Source organism: Spirillospora sp. NPDC047279, from assembly GCF_040643285.1.
Classification (GTDB): Bacteria; Actinomycetota; Actinomycetes; order Streptosporangiales; family Streptosporangiaceae; genus Spirillospora.
The window spans coordinates 313,166-330,430 of record NZ_JBEYUA010000010.1; the positions used below are offsets into that span (position 1 = coordinate 313,166).

19 protein-coding genes and 1 tRNA gene are annotated in these 17,265 nt (G+C 71.4%); 14 read left to right on the plus strand and 6 right to left on the minus strand.

All coding sequences use genetic code 11. From position 1 onward, the window contains the following. The first annotated feature begins 4 nt into the window (after window positions 1–4). The 4 genes from ABZ810_RS26690 (at window position 5) to ABZ810_RS26705 (ending at window position 4,196) form a co-directional block, all read left to right on the plus strand. Window positions 5–1,546 carry a glycosyltransferase 87 family protein gene (locus tag ABZ810_RS26690; protein WP_358407689.1) on the plus strand — a complete coding sequence of 514 codons (1,542 nt, stop codon included), beginning with the start codon at window positions 5–7 and terminating at the stop codon, window positions 1,544–1,546. Further along, complete coding sequence (locus ABZ810_RS26695) at window positions 1,546–2,001, plus strand: DUF4446 family protein (protein ID WP_358407859.1); 456 nt, start codon at window positions 1,546–1,548, stop codon at window positions 1,999–2,001. The genes ABZ810_RS26690 and ABZ810_RS26695 overlap by 1 nt, the downstream gene beginning before the upstream one ends. Window positions 2,002–2,079: 78 nt before the next feature. Continuing rightward, a complete protein-coding gene (gene pheA / locus ABZ810_RS26700) occupies window positions 2,080–3,003 on the plus strand; it encodes a prephenate dehydratase (RefSeq protein ID WP_358407691.1) in 924 nt (307 codons plus the stop codon). Window positions 3,004–3,113: 110 nt separating this feature from the next. Then, a complete protein-coding gene (locus ABZ810_RS26705) occupies window positions 3,114–4,196 on the plus strand; it encodes a hypothetical protein (RefSeq protein WP_358407693.1) in 1,083 nt (360 codons plus the stop codon). On the opposite strand, the gene ABZ810_RS26710 is transcribed toward ABZ810_RS26705, so the two are convergent. Next, the gene (locus ABZ810_RS26710) at window positions 4,193–4,624 is read right to left on the minus strand and encodes an SMI1/KNR4 family protein (protein WP_358407694.1); all 432 of its coding nucleotides are present in this window, start codon (window positions 4,622–4,624) and stop codon (window positions 4,193–4,195) included. The two genes, ABZ810_RS26705 and ABZ810_RS26710, sit on opposite strands and share 4 nt — an antisense overlap. A 54-nt stretch (window positions 4,625–4,678) precedes the next feature. On the opposite strand from ABZ810_RS26710, the gene ABZ810_RS26715 reads away from it, so the two are divergent. Further along, window positions 4,679–5,482, plus strand: coding sequence for a class I SAM-dependent methyltransferase (locus ABZ810_RS26715; protein ID WP_358407696.1), 804 nt, complete (start codon window positions 4,679–4,681; stop codon window positions 5,480–5,482). 30 nt (window positions 5,483–5,512) lie between these two features. On the opposite strand, the gene ABZ810_RS26720 is transcribed toward ABZ810_RS26715, so the two are convergent. After that, window positions 5,513–6,292: an inositol monophosphatase family protein gene (locus tag ABZ810_RS26720; protein ID WP_358407699.1), complete on the minus strand. Its 780-nt coding sequence runs from the start codon at window positions 6,290–6,292 to the stop codon at window positions 5,513–5,515. Between the two features lie 104 nt (window positions 6,293–6,396). Here ABZ810_RS26720 and serS point away from each other — a divergent pair, with 104 nt between their 5' ends. Beyond that, window positions 6,397–7,656: a serine--tRNA ligase gene (gene serS, locus ABZ810_RS26725; RefSeq protein WP_358407701.1), complete on the plus strand. Its 1,260-nt coding sequence runs from the start codon at window positions 6,397–6,399 to the stop codon at window positions 7,654–7,656. A 241-nt stretch (window positions 7,657–7,897) separates the two neighbouring features. Beyond that, window positions 7,898–8,713 carry a Cof-type HAD-IIB family hydrolase gene (locus tag ABZ810_RS26730; RefSeq protein WP_358407703.1) on the plus strand — a complete coding sequence of 272 codons (816 nt, stop codon included), beginning with the start codon at window positions 7,898–7,900 and terminating at the stop codon, window positions 8,711–8,713. Window positions 8,714–8,742: 29 nt separating this feature from the next. Here ABZ810_RS26730 and ABZ810_RS26735 read toward each other — a convergent pair whose 3' ends face one another. Together ABZ810_RS26735 and ABZ810_RS26740 are read right to left on the minus strand one after the other, a co-directional pair. Then, window positions 8,743–9,279, minus strand: coding sequence for a bacterial proteasome activator family protein (locus tag ABZ810_RS26735; protein WP_358407705.1), 537 nt, complete (start codon window positions 9,277–9,279; stop codon window positions 8,743–8,745). A 13-nt stretch (window positions 9,280–9,292) separates the two neighbouring features. Beyond that, window positions 9,293–10,249 (minus strand): NAD(P)H-quinone oxidoreductase, encoded by a 957-nt coding sequence (locus ABZ810_RS26740; RefSeq protein ID WP_358407707.1) that lies wholly within the window; start codon window positions 10,247–10,249, stop codon window positions 9,293–9,295. 646 nt (window positions 10,250–10,895) lie between these two features. Between ABZ810_RS26740 and ABZ810_RS26745 the strand changes: the two genes are divergently transcribed. The 6 genes from ABZ810_RS26745 to ABZ810_RS26770 all read left to right on the plus strand — a co-directional run bounded on the left by ABZ810_RS26745 (window position 10,896) and on the right by ABZ810_RS26770 (window position 15,305). Beyond that, complete coding sequence (locus ABZ810_RS26745; protein WP_358407708.1) at window positions 10,896–12,980, plus strand: AAA family ATPase; 2,085 nt, start codon at window positions 10,896–10,898, stop codon at window positions 12,978–12,980. 90 nt (window positions 12,981–13,070) lie between these two features. Beyond that, window positions 13,071–13,442, plus strand: a complete 372-nt coding sequence (locus tag ABZ810_RS26750) for a hypothetical protein (RefSeq protein ID WP_358407710.1) — start codon at window positions 13,071–13,073, stop codon at window positions 13,440–13,442. Window positions 13,443–13,456: 14 nt separating this feature from the next. Next, a complete protein-coding gene (locus ABZ810_RS26755; RefSeq protein ID WP_358407861.1) occupies window positions 13,457–13,822 on the plus strand; it encodes a signal peptidase I in 366 nt (121 codons plus the stop codon). 191 nt (window positions 13,823–14,013) lie between these two features. Further along, a tRNA-Ser gene (locus ABZ810_RS26760) sits at window positions 14,014–14,102 on the plus strand. Between the two features lie 146 nt (window positions 14,103–14,248). Then, window positions 14,249–15,079, plus strand: a complete 831-nt coding sequence (locus ABZ810_RS26765) for a metal-dependent hydrolase (protein WP_358407712.1) — start codon at window positions 14,249–14,251, stop codon at window positions 15,077–15,079. 52 nt (window positions 15,080–15,131) lie between these two features. After that, window positions 15,132–15,305 carry a hypothetical protein gene (locus ABZ810_RS26770; RefSeq protein ID WP_358407715.1) on the plus strand — a complete coding sequence of 58 codons (174 nt, stop codon included), beginning with the start codon at window positions 15,132–15,134 and terminating at the stop codon, window positions 15,303–15,305. Window positions 15,306–15,370: 65 nt separating this feature from the next. Here ABZ810_RS26770 and ABZ810_RS26775 read toward each other — a convergent pair whose 3' ends face one another. After that, a complete protein-coding gene (locus ABZ810_RS26775; protein ID WP_358407717.1) occupies window positions 15,371–16,111 on the minus strand; it encodes a M15 family metallopeptidase in 741 nt (246 codons plus the stop codon). Between the two features lie 187 nt (window positions 16,112–16,298). On the opposite strand from ABZ810_RS26775, the gene ABZ810_RS26780 reads away from it, so the two are divergent. Continuing rightward, on the plus strand, window positions 16,299–16,694 hold the full coding sequence (locus tag ABZ810_RS26780; RefSeq protein ID WP_358407720.1) for a hypothetical protein: 396 nt from the start codon (window positions 16,299–16,301) through the stop codon (window positions 16,692–16,694). Between the two features lie 6 nt (window positions 16,695–16,700). On the opposite strand, the gene ABZ810_RS26785 is transcribed toward ABZ810_RS26780, so the two are convergent. Beyond that, on the minus strand, window positions 16,701–17,162 hold the full coding sequence (locus ABZ810_RS26785) for a MarR family transcriptional regulator (RefSeq protein ID WP_358407722.1): 462 nt from the start codon (window positions 17,160–17,162) through the stop codon (window positions 16,701–16,703). Window positions 17,163–17,265: the final 103 nt, after the last annotated feature.

Genomic DNA, 17,265 nt, shown 5'->3' on the forward strand with positions numbered 1-17,265 from the left:
GAACATGCGTGCAGGCAACGGCACCCGCGGGGGCCCCAGACCCCCGCGGACGGCCAGGCCGCGGGTCGCCGCGGCGGATCTCGGGATCCTGCTGGCCGGCGTCGTCGTCGCGGTGGCCGCGATCTCGCCGATCGTGGCGCACTGGCTGACCAACCCGCCTGACCAGCGGATGGTCGACCTGGAGGTCTACCGCGACGGAGGGGCCGCCCTGCTGCGCGGCGCCCCCCTCTACGAGGTGCTCACCCAGCCGCCGCAGTTCCTGCCGTTCACCTACCCGCCGTTCGCCGGGCTGCTGGCCGTCCCGTTCACGCTCATGCCGTGGAACGCCGCGCAGTGGACCTGGACGATCTGCATGTACGCGGCGCTGACGATCACCGTCTGCTACGCGTTCCGCGACCTGATCAGGCGTGCCGGACGCTGGGCCCCCGTCGCGACCGGCGCCCTGGTGGGGGCGACCGCGTGGATGTGGCCCTCGTACGACCAGATGCGCTTCGGGCAGGTCGGCTTCTTCCTGATGGCGCTCTGCCTGGCCGACTGCGCCGCCCGGTCCGCCCGCTGGCCGCGCGGCGCGCTGGTCGGCCTGGCCATCGCGATCAAGCTGGTGCCGGGCGTCTTCCTGATCTACTTCCTGATCACCGGGCGCTGGGAGGCGCTGCGCAACGCGGTGCTGACCGCCGTCGTCGCCACCCTCGCCACGTTCGCGCTGCTGCCGTCCGACTCGGTGGACTACTGGTTCGGCGCCCTGCTGGAGGGCGGCGAACGCACCGGGGCGATCACCGCCACCACCAACCAGGCGCTCAACGGCATGCTGGCGCGCGTCATCCCCGAGGGGCCGGTGCGGTCGCTGGTCTGGCTGATCTTCCTGCTCGCCGTGGCGTACGGGGGTTTCCGGCTCGCCCGCCGCTCGACCCTCGCCGCCGACGACCTCGCGCTGCACGGGCCGGGCTCCACCCCCGCGCTCCGCGCCCGCGACCTCTTCCGCGTCCCCGCGGCGCTGCACCGCCCGGCCGGCTCCGTACGGCGGATCGCCGCCGCCGGCTGGGAGCGGCTCGCCGCCACCTCACGCCCGCTCGAACGGGCCACGGCGTTCCGCCCGTCCGGCCCGCTCAAGGGCACCGACCTCATGGGCCCGGCCGACCGGGCCGCCGGCCCGGACGCCTACAGCCTGCTGCTCGGCGGCATCGCGATCACCGGCCTGCTGTCGGTCCTGCTGTCCCCGGTCGGCTGGATGCACCACCTGGTGTGGATGATCGCCGTGCTGGGCGCTTTGATCGGCGACGGGCGAGACGCGCGACGATGTCTCGTCGCCGTCGCGGTCTGGATCGGTTTCCTGTTCCCGCTCCCCTGGTACGGCGCCGCGATGTCGGGCTCCGACCACCGCCCCATCACGCGTTTCTTCGGCCGCGTCGTCCAGGACGCGTTCGGTCTGGCGGCTGTGACCATGATCATGGTTCTGGGGATATGGCTGGTCAATCGGCTGGTTGCGGCCAAGGATCGGCCGGATCCTTCTCGCTCGGAGCCTCCTGTCGGTACGCTCGCCCCGTGATGCTTGTCGCGGTGGCCGTCGCCGGTTTGGTTGCCGGGGTGGCCGGACTGTCCATCGCGGTGGTGGCCCACAACAGGGTCAACCAGGTCGTCGAGGAGTGCGCCGAAGTGCTCCGACGCCAGTTGCAGGTCGCGAACGGCTCGGTCGACGACCAGGCGCTGCGCGACCTAGCCATCGTGCACTACGACGCCCTCAAGGAGATGTCGGGGCACCGATCGTTCTCCCTCGCCCTGATCAACGCCACCGGTGACGGGGTGGTGATCAGCTCGATCAACGGCCGTACCGAGACCCGGACCTACGCCAAGGTCGTCCGGGACGGGCACGCGATCGAGACGTTGTCGCCCGAGGAGAACCAGGCGCTGCGCGCGGCCCGGCTCGGCAAGGGCCCGGTCGTCACCATGGACGACCCGCTGCCCGACTTCGGCGGCAGCCGGGCGTCGTCCGCACGTGCCTGACACGTAGAATCGTCGATCTCGACACGATCCCCGCCTCACACCCGCCGGTGCGTCACACCGGCGGAGGAGTAGACGTCTATGCGATACGCGTACCTCGGGCCCCAGGGCACCTTCACGGAGGCCGCGCTGCGCTCCCTCCCGGACGCGGCCGGCGCCGAGCACGTCCCCTACGCCACCGTGCCCGCGGCCCTCGACGCGCTGCGCCGCCACGACGTCGACTCCGCCGTCGTCGCCCTGGAGAACTCCGTCGAGGGCTCGGTCCCGACCACCCTCGACGAGCTCGCCATGGGCGACCCGCTGCAGATCGTCTCCGAGATCCACCTGCCGGTCTCGTTCGCCCTGCTCGTGCGTCCCGGCACCGACTTCGCCGGCATCAAGACGGTCGCCTCGCACCCGCACGCTCAGCCGCAGTGCCGCCACTGGCTCGCCGAGCACGTGCCCGACGCCGAGTGGCGGGCCGCGACCTCCAACGCCGAGGCCGCCCAGCACGTCGCCGACGGCCACTACGACGCCGCCCTCGCCGGCTCGTTCGCCGCCGCCCGCTACGGCCTGTCGATCCTCGCCGAGGACATCCACGACGTCGCCGACGCCGTCACCCGCTTCGTCGAGATTCGCCGCCCCTGCGCGCCGTCCGCGCCCACCGGCACCGACCGCACCACGGTGGCCGCCTTCATAGGAGAGGACCACCCCGGCGCCCTGCTGGAGATCCTCAACGAGTTCGCGATGCGCGGCATCAACCTGACCCTCATCCAGTCCCGCCCGACCGGCGCCGGCCTGGGCTCCTACCTCTTCTGGATGGACTTCGAGGGCCACGTGGAGGACGCCCGCGTCGGCGAGGCCCTGATGGGCCTGCGCCGCGTCGTCGCCGACGTGCGCTTCCTCGGCTCCTACCGCCGCGCCGACCAGGTCCGCCCGGAGATCCGCCGTGGCACCCACGACGCCGACTTCACCGAGGCCTCCGCCTGGCTCTCCGCCATCCGAGCCGGCCACGCCGAACCCTAGACCGCCCCGGTCACCCCGCTGACCGAACCGTGATCATTTTCGGCCCGCCACCGGTAAACGCCCTGCCCACGAAGAACGTCTTCTCCGTACTGATCAAGTACGGAGGACCTGTGCGCAAACTCCTGGCTGCCTCGGCGACGCTCATCGTCGCCTTCGCGACGCTGCCCGCAGGCCAGGCGCTGGCCGAGCCCGTTCAGCTCACCCGAATCACCGTGACGGACTCGGTGCCCGCCCGTCTGGTGGGGGACAAGGCCACCATCTCAGGCCGTCTCGAGACCCAGGCCGGTGACGGAACGTGGCATCCGCTCCCGAACCGGCCCGTCGAGATCTACTTCAACGACACCGAAGCGGCGCGGGACAGGAGGGACCCCAACGAGTGGCTGGTCGCCACCACCCGCAGCGCCGCCGACGGCCGCTACGCCGTCCAGGTCACCGTCCCCAGCAGCGGTCAGTGGGAGGCCAGGTTCAACTACCGCCGTGATCACACGTCGGTCTACGAACCGGGCTACGCGTACGCGGCTGAGATCACCTCGTTCCGCCATGTGCTCCAACCAACGGTCGTCAAGGGCTTCGACGCGGGCCCTGAGCCGGTCGGAGCGGGCAGCAAGGTCACCGTTCGCGGTCAGGTCCTCAGGCCGAGGGCGACCAGCTCCCGCGCGTTCGTCGCCAGGGGCAACGTCACCGTGATGTTCTCCACCAACGGCCGCAACTGGTCCGTCCCCACGTACGGCTGGACCGACGTGCAGGGCCGCTTCGCCCTGACGGCCACCGCCGCCCAAGACGGATACTGGCGAGCCTTCTACGGGGGCCCCTCCGGCAACATGTCCGACATCACCGGTGATGACGCGTCGTACAGCGGCTCCGACTATGTGGACGTGCGGTACCGGACGGCGTTCACGTCGTTCAACGCTTCGCCGGAGCCGGTGAAGAAGGGGGCCACGGTCACCGTCGGCGGGAAGCTCAACCGGTACATGGGCGGGTGGAAGCCGGGGCCGGGGGCTTCGGTGTCGCTGTACTTCAGGCCTAGCGGGTCCTCTACGTGGACGCGGATGGCCGTGGTGAAGACGGACGGCGGCGGGTGGTTCAAGAAGGGGTTCAAGGCTTCGCGTGACGGGACGTGGGGGGCTCGGTACTGGGGCGGGGCCACGTACCTGACGTCGGACCTTCCGACGGACTACGTCGACGTGCGTTAGATGAGGTCGAGGCCGTCGGGGCCCCGTTCGAGGAAGGCGGTCAGGGACGGGGCGGCCCACCGGCGGCTGTCGGTCTCGTGCTCCCAGAGGAAGACGTCGGGGCGGTCCTCGGGGACGACGGCGAACGCGAAGAGGCTGCCGTCGCCGGGCGCGTCGGAGAAGAAGAGCAGCTGGTCGAACGACATGTAGAGCCGCTTGAACGACTCGTCGGTGCGGTGCTCGCGGTTGCGGGCGACGAGCTCCTCGACCGGCATCACCAGGTGGTTGCCGTAGTCGTCGGTGACGCCGTCGCTCTCGCCGAGGAGGCGGGCCAGGTCGGCCGGGAGCGGGTGGCCGAGCGAACGTCCGGCCCGGCGGAGCGCGTCCTCGGAGGCGGGGGCGTTGAGGGACGCCTCGGGGTGGTGTCGTTCGATCAGGGCTCGCCACATCCGACCGATGGTGCACCCGGGTGATCGTTGTTGTCGAGCCGTAGCCTGCTGCGCATGAAGGACTTCGACGCGTACGAGCGGGACCTCTGGGATGGGCGTGCGCCGGCGTACGAGCGCGGTTTCGCACAGCTGACCAGGTACACCGTCGATCCGCTGCTGGATGCGGCGGGGGTTGGGGCCGGTTCCCGGGTGCTGGACGTGGGGACGGGGCCGGGATTCGTGGCGGCGGGGGCGGTGTCGCGGGGTGCCGAGGTGTCGGCGATCGACGCGGAGCCGGGCATGGTCGAGACGGCTCGGCGTAACGTGCCGGGGCTGGACGCCAGGGTCGCGGTGCTGCCCGGCGTGCCGTTCGCGGACGGGACGTTCGACGGGGTCGTGGGCAACTTCGTGATCAATCACGTGGGGGAGCCCGAGGTGGCGCTCGAGGAGTTGCGGCGGGTGCTCAGGCCGGGCGGACGGCTCGCGGTGACCTGCTGGCGGATGCCGGGGAGCGGCGCGCTGGGCATCGTGCGGGAGGCGATGGACGAGGCCGGTGTCGCGTGGCCGGACGACGTCCCGGTGTCGCCGTTCATGGAGTACGGGGAGCCGGCGGCGTTCGGGCGGCTCGTCGCGGCGGCCGGGTTCGAGGACGCGGGGGTGGAGGAGGTCACCTGGGAGCACGCCGCCGACCCGGAGGAGTGGTGGGAGTCGGGAGCGCTGGCCAGGGTCGGCTCCAACGGGGTGATCCTCGCGCGGCAGGGCCCGGAGGTCGTCGCCGAGGTGAAGGCACGGTACGACGAGATCATCGGCCGGTACGCGGCGGGGGACGGGACGGTCAGGCTGCCCGCGTTCGCGCTGCTGGCGTCCGGGACGCGGTGAGCATCGGCTCGCCGCGCAGCGGCCCGAAGGCTAGGTGGCGAGGCGGGTCAGGATCTGGGCGTGCAGGCGGGCGTTGGTGACGATGGCGCAGTCGCGGTCGATGCGGGCCTCCCCCGACAGGTCGGTGAGGCGGCCGCCGGCCTCCTCGACGATCACCTTGGGCGCGGCCAGGTCCCACACCTCGCCCCACGGGTCGAGCGACGCGTCCATCCGGCCTTCGGCGACGAGCATGTGGCCCCAGAAGCCGCCCGATCCCCAGTCGAAGCGCGCCGTCCGGACGATGCCGGTGATCGCGCCGACCAGGCCGCGCCTCTCCCAGCGGTCCAGCGAGGCGTACGTGACGTGCGCCTCGGCGAGGTCGTCGATCTCCGACACGGTGATGCGGCGCGGGGCGCCGTCACCGGAGGCCGTGTGGGCGCCGCGGCCGCGGGCGGCCCACCAGCGGCGTCCCATCGCGGGCGCCGAGACCACGCCGACGGTGATCTCGCCGTCCTGTTCGAGGGCGATGAGCGTCGCCCACACCGGGACGCCCCGCACGAAGTTGCCGGTGTGGTCGAGCGGGTCCAGGATCCAGCGCTGACCGGCCGCTGACGTCTCGCCGCCCTCCTCCTCGCCCAGGACGGCGTCGCCCGGACGGTGGGCGGCGATCAGCCGGCGCAGCTCCGCCTCGGCCGCGGTGTCGGCCTCGGTGACGAGCGAACGGTCCGGCTTGGCGTGGACGGCCAGGTCGGACCGCTGGAACCGGCTCATCGTGATCTCGTCGGCGTGGTCGGCGAGCATGCGGGCGAGCGCGAGGTCGTCCAGGTCCATGCTCCGATGATCCCCGATCGGGGCCGCCGGGCGGAGCCGCGATGATCTCCGATTGGCCGATAGTCGCGCGCGGACGGGGGGTCCGCAGCGGTAGCCTCGGGGTTGTGATTGACCTGCGAGCTCTTCGAGAGGATCCCGAGCGGCTGCGCGCGTCCCAGCGCGCCCGCGGCGAGGATGAGACCGTCGTCGGCACGCTGCTCGACCTGGACGAGCGGCGCCGTTCCGCGCTGACCAGGTTCGAGTCGCTGCGCGCGGAGCAGAAGAGTTTCGGCAAGTCCGTCTCCAAGGCGCAGGGCGACGAGCGGCAGGCGCTGCTGGCCCGCGCCAAGGAGCTGGCCCAGCAGGTCAAGGAGGCCGAGTCGGAGGCCGACCGGCTCGCGGCCGAGCTCGACTCGGTGCTGCGGGTCGTGCCCAACGTCATCGAGGACGACGCCCCGGCCGGTGGCGAGCAGGACTTCGTCACGATCGAGCACGTGGGCGCCGTCCCGACGTTCGACTTCGAGCCCAAGGACCACCTGGCGCTGGGCGAGGGGCTCGGCGCGATCGACATGGAACGCGGCGCCAAGGTGTCGGGCGCGCGCTTCTACTACCTCACCGGGGTGGGCGCGCGGCTCCAGCTGGCGCTGCTCAACATGGCGATGGACCAGGCGATCGAGTCGGGGTTCGTGCCGATGTACCCGCCGGTGCTGGTCAAGCCCGACGCGATGGAGGGCACCGGGTTCCTGGGCGCGCACGCGGCGGAGGTCTACCAGCTGCCGCAGGACGACCTCTACCTGGTGGGCACCTCCGAGGTGCCGCTGGCCGCCTACCACATGAACGAGATCATCGATGAGCTGCCGCGGCGCTACGTCGGCTGGTCGTCCTGCTTCCGGCGCGAGGCCGGCTCGTACGGCAAGGACACCCGCGGCATCATCCGCGTGCACCAGTTCGACAAGGTCGAGATGTTCTCCTACTGCGACCCGGCGGACGCGCACGAGGAGCACCTGCGCCTGCTCGAGTGGGAGAAGGAGATGCTCGCCAAGGTCGAGCTGCCCTACCGGGTGATCGACGTGGCGGCGGGCGACCTGGGTTCGAGCGCGGCCCGCAAGTACGACTGCGAGGCCTGGGTCCCGACGCAGGAGGCCTACCGCGAGGTCACCTCGACGTCCAACTGCACCGAGTTCCAGGCGCGGCGGCTGGCCGTCCGGCACCGCGACGGCAACGGCAGGACGCAGCCGGTCGCGACGCTCAACGGCACGCTGGCCACGACCCGGTGGATCGTCGCCATCCTGGAGAACCACCAGCAGGCCGACGGGTCGGTGCGGGTGCCCAAGGGCCTGCAGCGTTACCTGGGCCTGGAGGTCCTGGAGCCCGTCAAGCGCTGAGCCTGAAACGACGAACGCCCCGCGCCCCGGGAGAGGGATCGCGGGGCGTTCGCCGTTCGCGCCTTTTCAGTGCCATTTCCGCGAAGTCCGGCGTTCGGCGTCGGCCCTGGCCACCGCGCGGGAGCGAAGAACGAGCCGGATGAGAACCATGGGGCGATCGCCTAGGGTGGGTTGTCGCTGCGGACGATTTCCGCCGAGGGGATGCGGGGATGATCAGTATGCGGCGAGACTGGTAGGTGTCATGTCCGATCCCACCCCGCCGCGCCTGGTCGCCACGGATCTCGACGGCACGATCGTGCGCTCCGACGGCACGATCTCGGCGCGCACCGTGGCCGCCCTCGCGCGGGTCGAGCGAGCCGGGGCGATGTTCGTCATGGTCACCGGACGCCCGCCGCGCTGGATGCACGAGATCGCGAACGCGGTGGACCACCATGGCATCGCCATCTGCGCGAACGGCGCGGTGATCTACGACCTGCACACCGAGTCCGTCGTCCGCGCGCACATGATCGAGCCCGACGTGATCGCCAAGGCGGTCGAGCGGCTGCGGGCCGCCGTCCCCGAGTTCCGCTTCGCGGTCGAATACCCCACCGGCTTCGTCTTCGAGGCACGCTACAACTTGGGCCGCTGGGACGCCGAGGCGCTCGGCGGCCGGCCCGTCGACGGCGAGACGCTGGTCAGCCGCGGCGGCACCAAGCTCCTGGCGTTCCATCCCAGCGCCGACCCCGACCACCTGGCCGAGAAGGCCGAGAAGGCGGTCGGCGACCTGGTGACCGTCACCCACTCGTCCGGGCGCGGGCTGCTGGAGATGAGCGCCCAGGGCGTCACCAAGGCCAGCGCGCTCGCCGAGTTGTGCGCCGAGCACCAGATCACCGCCGCCGAGGTCGTGGCCTTCGGCGACATGCCCAACGACCTGCCGATGCTCACCTGGGCCGGCACCTCGTACGGCGTCGCCAACGCCCACCCGGACGTCATCGCCGCCGTCACCCGCACCACGGCGCGCAACGACGACGACGGCGTCGCCCAAGTGCTGGAAGGCCTCTTCCCCGTCTACAGGTAGGCCCCCGGCCTACAGGTAAGCGCCCCGGTCTACAGGTAGGGGCCGGTGTGGCGCGGGTTCTGCTCGCCGCCGGCCTCGGGCGGGACCATGCCGGCCGGCAGGGCGCGGCGCATCTGCTCCAGCTGCGCGCGGGCCGCCATCTGCTGGGCGAACAGCGTGGTCTGGATGCCGTGGAAGAGCCCCTCGAGCCAGCCGACCAGCTGGGCCTGGGCGATGCGCAGCTCCGACTCGCTCGGGACGGTGCCCTCGGTGAACGGCAGGGAGAGGCGCTCCAGCTCCTCGACCAGCTCCGGCGCCAGGCCGTCCTCGAGCTCCTTTATCGACGACTTGTGGATCTCGCGCAGCCGGGCACGGCTGGCCTCGTCCAGGGGAGCGGCCTTCACCTCCTCCAGCAACTGCCGGATCATGCCGCCGATCCGCATCACCTTGGCGGGCTGCTCCACCATGTCGGTGATCGACTTTTCGTCGTTGTCGTCCCCGCCCGGGCCCTCCAGCGCGATGCCGTTCGGGCCGACCACGAGGACCTGAGGTTCCTGCTCAGACTGGTTGTTCGAAGGCTCGTTCATGATGTCTCCAGTGTCACATGGTCAGCAGAATCTTGCCGATGTGGCCGCTGCTCTCCAGGACGCGATGGGCCTCCGCCGCCTCGGCCACCGGCAGCGTGCGATCCACCACCGGCCGCACGTCCCCCGACTCGATCAGCGGCCACACGTGCTCGCGCACGGCGGCCACGATCTCGCTCTTCTGGTCCAACGGACGGGAACGCAGCCCGGTGCCGTGGATCCTGGCACGTTTGCCGAGGAGGGCGCCCATGTCGAGCTCGGCCCTGGTGCCGCCCTGCAGCCCGATGACCATCAGCCGGCCGTCCGGGGCGAGGGCCTCGACGTTGCGCGCGAGGTACTTGGCGCCCATGTTGTCGAGGATCACGTCGAACGGGCCGGACGCGACGAAGTCCTCGTCCCGGTAGTTGACGACGATCTCGGCGCCGAGCTCGCGGACCCGGGCGGCCTTCTCCGCGCTGCCCACGGTGCACGCCACGGTGGCGCCGTTGGCGCGGGCGAGCTGGATCGCCATCGTGCCGATGCCGCTGCCGCCCCCGTGCACCAGGAACGTCTCTCCCGCGCCGAGCCCGCCCAGCATGAAGACGTTCGACCACACCGTGCACACGACCTCGGGCAGCGCGGCGGCCTCCACCAGGCTCACGCCCTTCGGCACGGGCAGCACCTGCCCTGCCGGGACGGCCACCCGTTCGGCGTAGCCGCCGCCCGCCAGCAGGGCGCAGACCTCGTCGCCGACCCGCCAGCCGGTGACGCCCTCGCCGAGGGCCGAGATACGGCCGGAAGCCTCCAGGCCGGGGTACTCGGACGCGCCGGACGGCGGCGGATAGAAGCCCATGCGCTGCATGACGTCGGCGCGGTTGACCGCGCTCGCCGCCACGTCGATGAGGATCTCGCCTGCCGCGGGCTGCGGGTCGGGAACCTCCGTCCACTCCAGGACGTCGGGTTCTCCGGGCTCACGGATCACGATCGCGTGCATACCGTTCACGCTACCGGGGAGGGTGGGGTCGGTGGTGACCGCGACAGGCGAGGATGGATGGCGAACAGGGGGGAAACGGCCGTACGTCCGGGGATGCGTGGTATTGGACCACGGGTATCCTGCCGTGAGGCTATTGCCGACCAACTCCGCTAAATGATCTGGCAAGGGCATGGCCGAGGGGAGATATTCGGTGGCAAAGAACGATCAGGAAGGGCGCTCGCTGGAAGAGCGCCTGGCCTCCCTGGACGCCATGAACAGTGAGGCCACAGGTCCGACTGCCGCCGTGCCGCCCTCTTCCGATTCCGATGAGGACGAGCCCACCCCCACCACGGTCGTCAAGCGTTCGTCCCAGCCTTCGCCGTCCGAGCCCGCCTCGTCGGATTCCGGGCCGGGTACCGGGTCTCCCGGGCCGACAGGGCCTTCGGGGCCGGACGCCGACTCCGACACGGGGGGCCTGGAGACGACGCAGCCCCCGCCGAAGCCGCACACCCCGGCACCCTCGGACGAGGAGCTCAACCCTTGGCTGGCGGCGCCTCCGCCCTACCAGGATCCTTCCGGCCAGGGCGGTTTCGCCCAGGCGCCTCCGCCGCTCGGTCAGCCCGGCCCGCCTGGTCCGCCTGGTCCGCCCGGCGGCGAGCCCGCGGGGATGCCCCCGCCGCCTCCGGGTTACCCGCCCTACGGCGAGCTCCCCGCGCCGCCGCCCTATGACGGCAGCCCCATGCCGCAGCCGTTCGACGGTGGCATGCTGCCCCCTCCCTACGGTGGGCTCCCGCAGCACGATCCGTCCCAGATGCCGCCTTACGAGGGCGCGCCGCAGCCTCCCTACGAGGGCGGCCCCGGCCCGCAGCCCTCGTACGAGGGTGGCCCCGGCCCGCAAGGTCCCTATGAAGGCGGCCCGGGCCCGCAGCCTCCGTACGAGGGTGGCACCGGCTCGCAGGCTCCCTACGATGGTGGCAGCCCCGGCCCGCAAGGCCTGTACGAGGTTGGCCCGGGGCCGCAGGGCCCCTATGAGGGCGGGCCCGGACCGCAGGGCCCGTACGGGGGTGGGCCCGGCGCTCAGCAGCCGGGGCCGCAGCAGCCGGGACCGCAGCCGCCTTACGACGCCGGTCAGCCGCCCTTCGAGGGTGCGCCGGTGCCTCCGCCGCCGACCTTCGACGGTGCGTCCGTTCCTCCCCCGCCGACCTTTGACGGCGGGCCTCCTCAACCGCCGTTCGACGGTCCGGGAGCCCCGCCGCTCCCCGAGGGCGCTGGCGCGCCGCCCGGTCCCCCGCACGACCAGGTCTCTCCCTACCCGCCGGAGCAGTTCGGCGCTCCGGACCCGCAGCAGCAGCAACCGCAGCAGCCCCCGTACGCCTACCCGGGCGCCGACGCGCAGCAGCCGCCCCAGCCCCAGCCCCCGCAGCCGCCGGGCCCGCCGCCCGGTGAGGGCGGCGCTCCCGGCATGGCGCCCTACAACCCGATGCCCGGCTACGCCCCGGGCGCCCCCGGAGCCCCTGGAGCGCCAGGTGCTCCCGGTGCGCCTGGTTACCTGGGCGCTGGTCCTGAGGGCTATCCCGGTGCGGGTCCCGAGGGATACCCCGGTGCCGGTCCGGAGGGGTATCCGGGAGTCGGTCCGGAGGGGTATCCGGGTGCCGGTCCGGAGGGCTACCCGCAGGGTCCGCCCGCCGAGGGGTACGTGCAGGGTCCGCCGCCCGGTTATCCGCATCCCGGCCAGCCGTACGGCCCGCCCCAGGGCCCGCCGCCCGGCTACGGCCCGCAGTCCCCGCACGGCTACCCGCAGCAGCAGGAGCCGCAGGGCCCCGAGAGCCTGAGCTCGGAAAACCTGCTCGGCGAAAAGCGCATCGCGCCCTCGCAGGGCTGGCGCCGCGCCGTCTACAAGGCCACCGCGGGCAACATCCACCCCGGTGAGTCGCAGGCCGAGCTGCGCCGCAAGGACCTGGTGGCGCGGGCGCGCACCAACGTGGCCGGCGGCCACCACCGCGTCGCGGTCATGTCGCTCAAGGGCGGCGTGGGCAAGACCACCACGACGACCGGCCTGGGTGCGATGTTGTCGTCCATCCGCGGTGACCGGGTGATCGCGGTCGACGCCAACCCGGACCGCGGCACGCTCTCCGACAAGGTCAAGCTGGAGACGGCGGCGACCGTCCGCGACCTGCTCAACAACCGCGACAAGATCAGCCGCTACGCCGACGTGCGCGCGTTCACCTCGCAGAACGAGGCGCGCCTGGAGGTGCTGGCGTCCGACCGCGACCCGGCGGTCAGCGAGGCGTTCAGCGCCGAGGACTACTCCGCGGTCGCGGTCGTCCTGGAGCAGTACTACTCGATCTGCATCACCGACTGCGGCACCGGCCTGCTGCACTCGGCGATGGCGGGCGTTTTGGCGCTGGCCGACCAGCTCGTCCTCGTCAGCTCGCCGTCGGTCGACGGCGCGCGGTCGGCGAGCGCGACGCTCGACTGGCTGGAGGCGCACGACCACGGCCACCTCGTCCGCAACGGCGTGGTCGTGTTGTCGATGGTCCGCAACCGCACCCGCAGCCAGGTCGACCTCGACAAACTCCAGGCGCACTTCGAGAGCCGCTGCCGCGCCGTCGTGCGGATCCCCTACGACGACCACCTCGAGGAGGGCGCCGAGGTCGATCTGGAGCAGCTCGCTCCGGGCACCCGCGAGGCCTACCTCAACCTGGCCGCCGTGGTCGGCGACGGTTTCGCCTTCCAGCGCCCGGACGAGTGAGCCGCCGCCGCGCGGACGGGTGAAACGCGCATCCTCGCCTGAGTACGCGTACTCAGGCGAGGCGCGGCGTGGGCGAGAATCATGAGAGGCATGTTCAGACGCCTCTCCGCGGCCGCCGCCGTACGTTCGACCGGCTGGTTCGGCATCATCGTCCCCGCGGCGTACGCGGCGCTGGTGGTCGCCGCGGCCCTGTTCGTCGTCGCCGACGACCTCTTCAACGACTCCGGCGATCCGAGCTTCGCCGGGGTCTGGCTCATCCTGGTGACCCTGCCGCTGTCGTTCGCCGGGCTGCAGGGGCTGGAGTTCGTGGAGGCCCGCGTCGGTGAGGTCCCCGGGCCGTTCGCCTTCTACGCGATCACGATCGGCTGCGGGATCGTCCAGACGTGGCTGCTGCGCCTGGTCACCCGCGGAGCGCGCCGCGCCCCGCACCCCATGGCGGACGCCCACCGCCGGATGGGCTAGCGTCTGCGCTCGTGATGGACGGGGTGTACGCGGGAAGGGCCGCGGCCGACGCCGCGGCGGACCATGGCTGGCTGCTCGGGCACTTCAAGCCCGAAGGCGACCTACGGCACAGCGACGACGTCGAGATCAAGTGGGGCGTGCACCCGAAGGGGGAGCGCCGGGCCCAGTGGGCCAGGGGCGAGAAGCGGACGGCGCTGCTCGTCCTCATCAGCGGACGGTTCCGGATGGAATTTCCTGAGGGCGACGTGGTGCTGTCCAGGCAGGGTGACTACGTGGTGTGGGAACGCGGCGTCGACCATTCGTGGTGCGCGGAGGAGGAGTCGGTGGTGATGACGGTGCGCTGGCCGTCGATCCCCGGCTACCAGGTCCCGACGACCTGAGACGGAGGCCGGGATGACGACGGCGGACGATCCTGGGCCTGATCCATCCGCCGGTCGACGACCCGGCCCTGATTCTCGCGGCCGCCGCCCAGGTCAGGACGCGTTAGCCGGACCGCTGCCCTGCGGTGACGCCGTCCACGCTGATGAAGTCGATGCCACCGGTTCCCGACCGCTATCGTGGTCTGCGGCCAGGAGAGTTCGCATAGTGGACTAGTGCAGTCGCCTTGAAAGCGACCACGGCTGGGGACAGTCGTCGTGGGTTCGAATCCCACACTCTCCGCAGGGCGTCCGCCCCCGTCGGCACCACGCCGCCGGGGGCGCTCCGTATCCGGGCTGATACCGTCGGTGAACGTGAGGGGCATCGGGGGATCGACTCACGTGACGTTCCCGGCCGGGGCCGTGACGGGCCGGTCGAGAGTGACCGCCGTGGTGCCGCTGAGCGGCGGCGGCTTCGGCGTCGTCACGGCGGAGACTCCGTTCCACCCGCTCGACCACACCTGGCCCGACCAGCCCGCCGACACCGGCCTGCTCCGTGTGGACGACATGGAGCAGCGCGTCGTCGACTGCATGACCGGCGCGGTCGAGACCCGCCCCGGCGCGGTCGAGACCCGCCCCGGCGGGGCGGGGTCGTTGCTGCTCGGGCCCGACATTCCGGCGCGGCGGGGCGACGAGGGCTGGGAGTGGCTGGTCGTCCACGTGGTCGAACGCCGGGTGCCGGACGGTGAAGAGGCCGGGCTGACGGTCGACGAAGGCCGCCGCCGGGCGCTCTCGGCGGGCCACACCGCGTGCCATCTGATGGCCCTGGCGCTGAACGCGGCGCTGGCGTCGCGCTGGCGCAAGGACGGCGTCCGGGTGGACGGGCTCGGCCACCCCGACTTCGACGCGCTGGCGATCACCTCGTCGCGGATCGTGCCGGGCGGGAGCCGGGACGTCTACCGGATCGGCAAGTCGCTCCGGAAGAAGGGCTTCACCGCCGAAGGCCTGACCGCCGGGCTGCCCGAGATCACCGATGAGATCAACGGGACGCTGCGGCGGTGGGTGGCCGCGGACGCGGCGGTCCGCGTCGTCGTCCCGTCACCGGAGCTGACCGCCCGGCGCCTGTGGCGGTGCGAGCTTCCCGAGGCGGTCGTCGAGATCCCGTGCGGAGGAACACACCTGAGGCGGCTGGGGGAGCTGTCGTCGGTCACGGTGCGGCTCGAGGCGTCTCCGGGAGGGGACGAGCTGGTCGCCGAGACGACGACGGAAGCGGCAGGCTGATAACGCCATCAGTCATGAAAATCGCCTAAACCATCCGTTACCCTGTCGGACCATGTCTCAGAACCCGCAAGATCCGGCTGGAACGACCCAGCAGTTCCAGCGTTTCCAACAGCAGGGACAGCCCGAGAAGTCGTCGGGCGGCCCGAGCCTCGGTTTCATCATCGGCATCGGCGCCGTGGTGGCCCTCGTCGCGATCCTGGTGATCGCCTTCGTCGCACTCGGCTGACGTACTGACGCTCAGGCCCGCCGGCCACGCAACCGGGCGCGTGGAACCCCGCCGGCGGGCGCGCCTCAGCGGCCGCTGCTCGAGAAGTGCTGGTAGTCCTTGGTGCCGCTCCACTCGCCGCCCCAGCCCCAGCCGATCGAGGCGAACGCCCGGACCACCTTGTCGCGCCGGTGGATGACTCCCGGGTCGCGGTTGTCACGGTTCCTGTACTTGACGCAGTCCTTGTGGGCGACCGAGCCGCTCGCGGTGACGTAAGGGTTCTCGCAGGGGTTGACGTCCACCGCGAGCCCGTACGCGTGTTGCGACCAGTTCCCCGAGCCCGTCGCGTTGCGGCAGTTGAACGCCGAGGTGTTGTCGGCCTCGATCGAGTCGAAGTCGCTGCCCTTGTAGACGTCCACCGGCTCCATGCGCCGGATCGGATAGCGCTTGTCGTACAACGTCCGGAAGACGCCGACCAGGTCGTTCGCGGCCTTGGCGTTGACGACGAGCTTGCCGCCGTCGTGGTGCTTGCCGTCCATGCCCCAGTACGACATCTCGATCATCCGCAGGCCGGACGGGCTCACCGGGCAGCCCGAGCGCCACGAGTACTTCAGGTCCGCTGCCGTGACCCGCTTGATCTGGGAGCGGAACCGCTGCGCCGTCTCGCTCGCCGAGGGCGCCGCGGACGTCGTGGCCGGGGCGGACCCCGAGGCCGTGGGCGGCGTGGCCGAGGCGGAGGAGCCCGACCCGGATTCGGAACCGTTGCCGCATCCGGTCGTCCCCGCCGTCACGGAGACGAAGGCGGCCATGAACGCTGCGGAGTGCAAGAGCCTTCTGCCTGGCATTTCAGCAGGATCGCACGCCCGCCCGCCTTCGTGTTGGACCTCGGGTTCGCTACGGTGCGTCTGTGAGCACATCCGTCGACAGGGGACGGGGGCGGATGGGCCACGTAGTTTCACCGACCCCCCACCGGGCATGGTTCCCGGGCATGTCCCCCGGGCTGAGGGAGCCGGCATGGCCCAACCCGACGAACTCCCGAGTCTCGAGGACGAGATCTTCTCGGTGGCCTCGAGAGTCGAGGTCGAGGACGCGACGGCCTCGACTCCGCTCATCAGCGTGCCCCTGGACAGGGTCCGGATCCCCGGCGGGCGTTTCCTGTCGTTCGTCGGCGCGGGCTTCGGCACGTTCGTTTTCGTGGACGCGATCATGATGTGGGCGCCGCTGATGATGAGCCGGCGCCCGAGCCTGCTGCCGCAGATGGTGACGTTGCTGGTGCTCGCCTTCGGGCTCGGCAGCCTGCTGATCTGGAAGGTCGGCGGCAACTGGCGCCCGTTCGGCATGGGCATGATGCTGGCCTGGGTCTTCCTGACCCTGATCTCCGTGGGCTTCCTCACCGGGCTGAGCCTCTGACCCCGGTCAGCCGGCTTCGGCGATCCGCTTGTTGACGGCGGTGAAGGCACGGCCGATGGCGGCCAGGTCGGACGGGTCGATCACGTCGACGAAGAAGTCGCGGACGGTCTCGACATGGTCGCGGGCGGCGCGGTCGAGGGCGGCGAACCCCTCGTCGGTCAGGTGCGCGTAGACGCCCCGCTTGTCGTTGGGGCATCCGCCGCGGAACACCAGGCCCTTGGACTCCAGGCGGCTGCACGTGTGGGACAGGCGGCTGCGCGACTGGCTTGCGTGTTCGGCCAGCTCAGCCATGCGCAGGCGGCGCTCGGGGGCTTCGGACAGCCGTACCAGGATCTCGTACTCCGACACCGACAGACCGTGCTTGGACTTGAGGTCACGGTCGAGGAGCTCGGTCAGCCGGACGCTGCCGTCCACGAACGCCCGCCAGTCTCGCTGTTGATCGGCATCGAGCCAGCGTGGTTCGCTCATGACCGGAAGTATAGAGCACATGTTGAAGATTCAACCAATCGTGTTAACGTGGGATCTACCAGGCGCGGAACGAATCTCCGTGCGAGGGAATAGTTTATCTTTC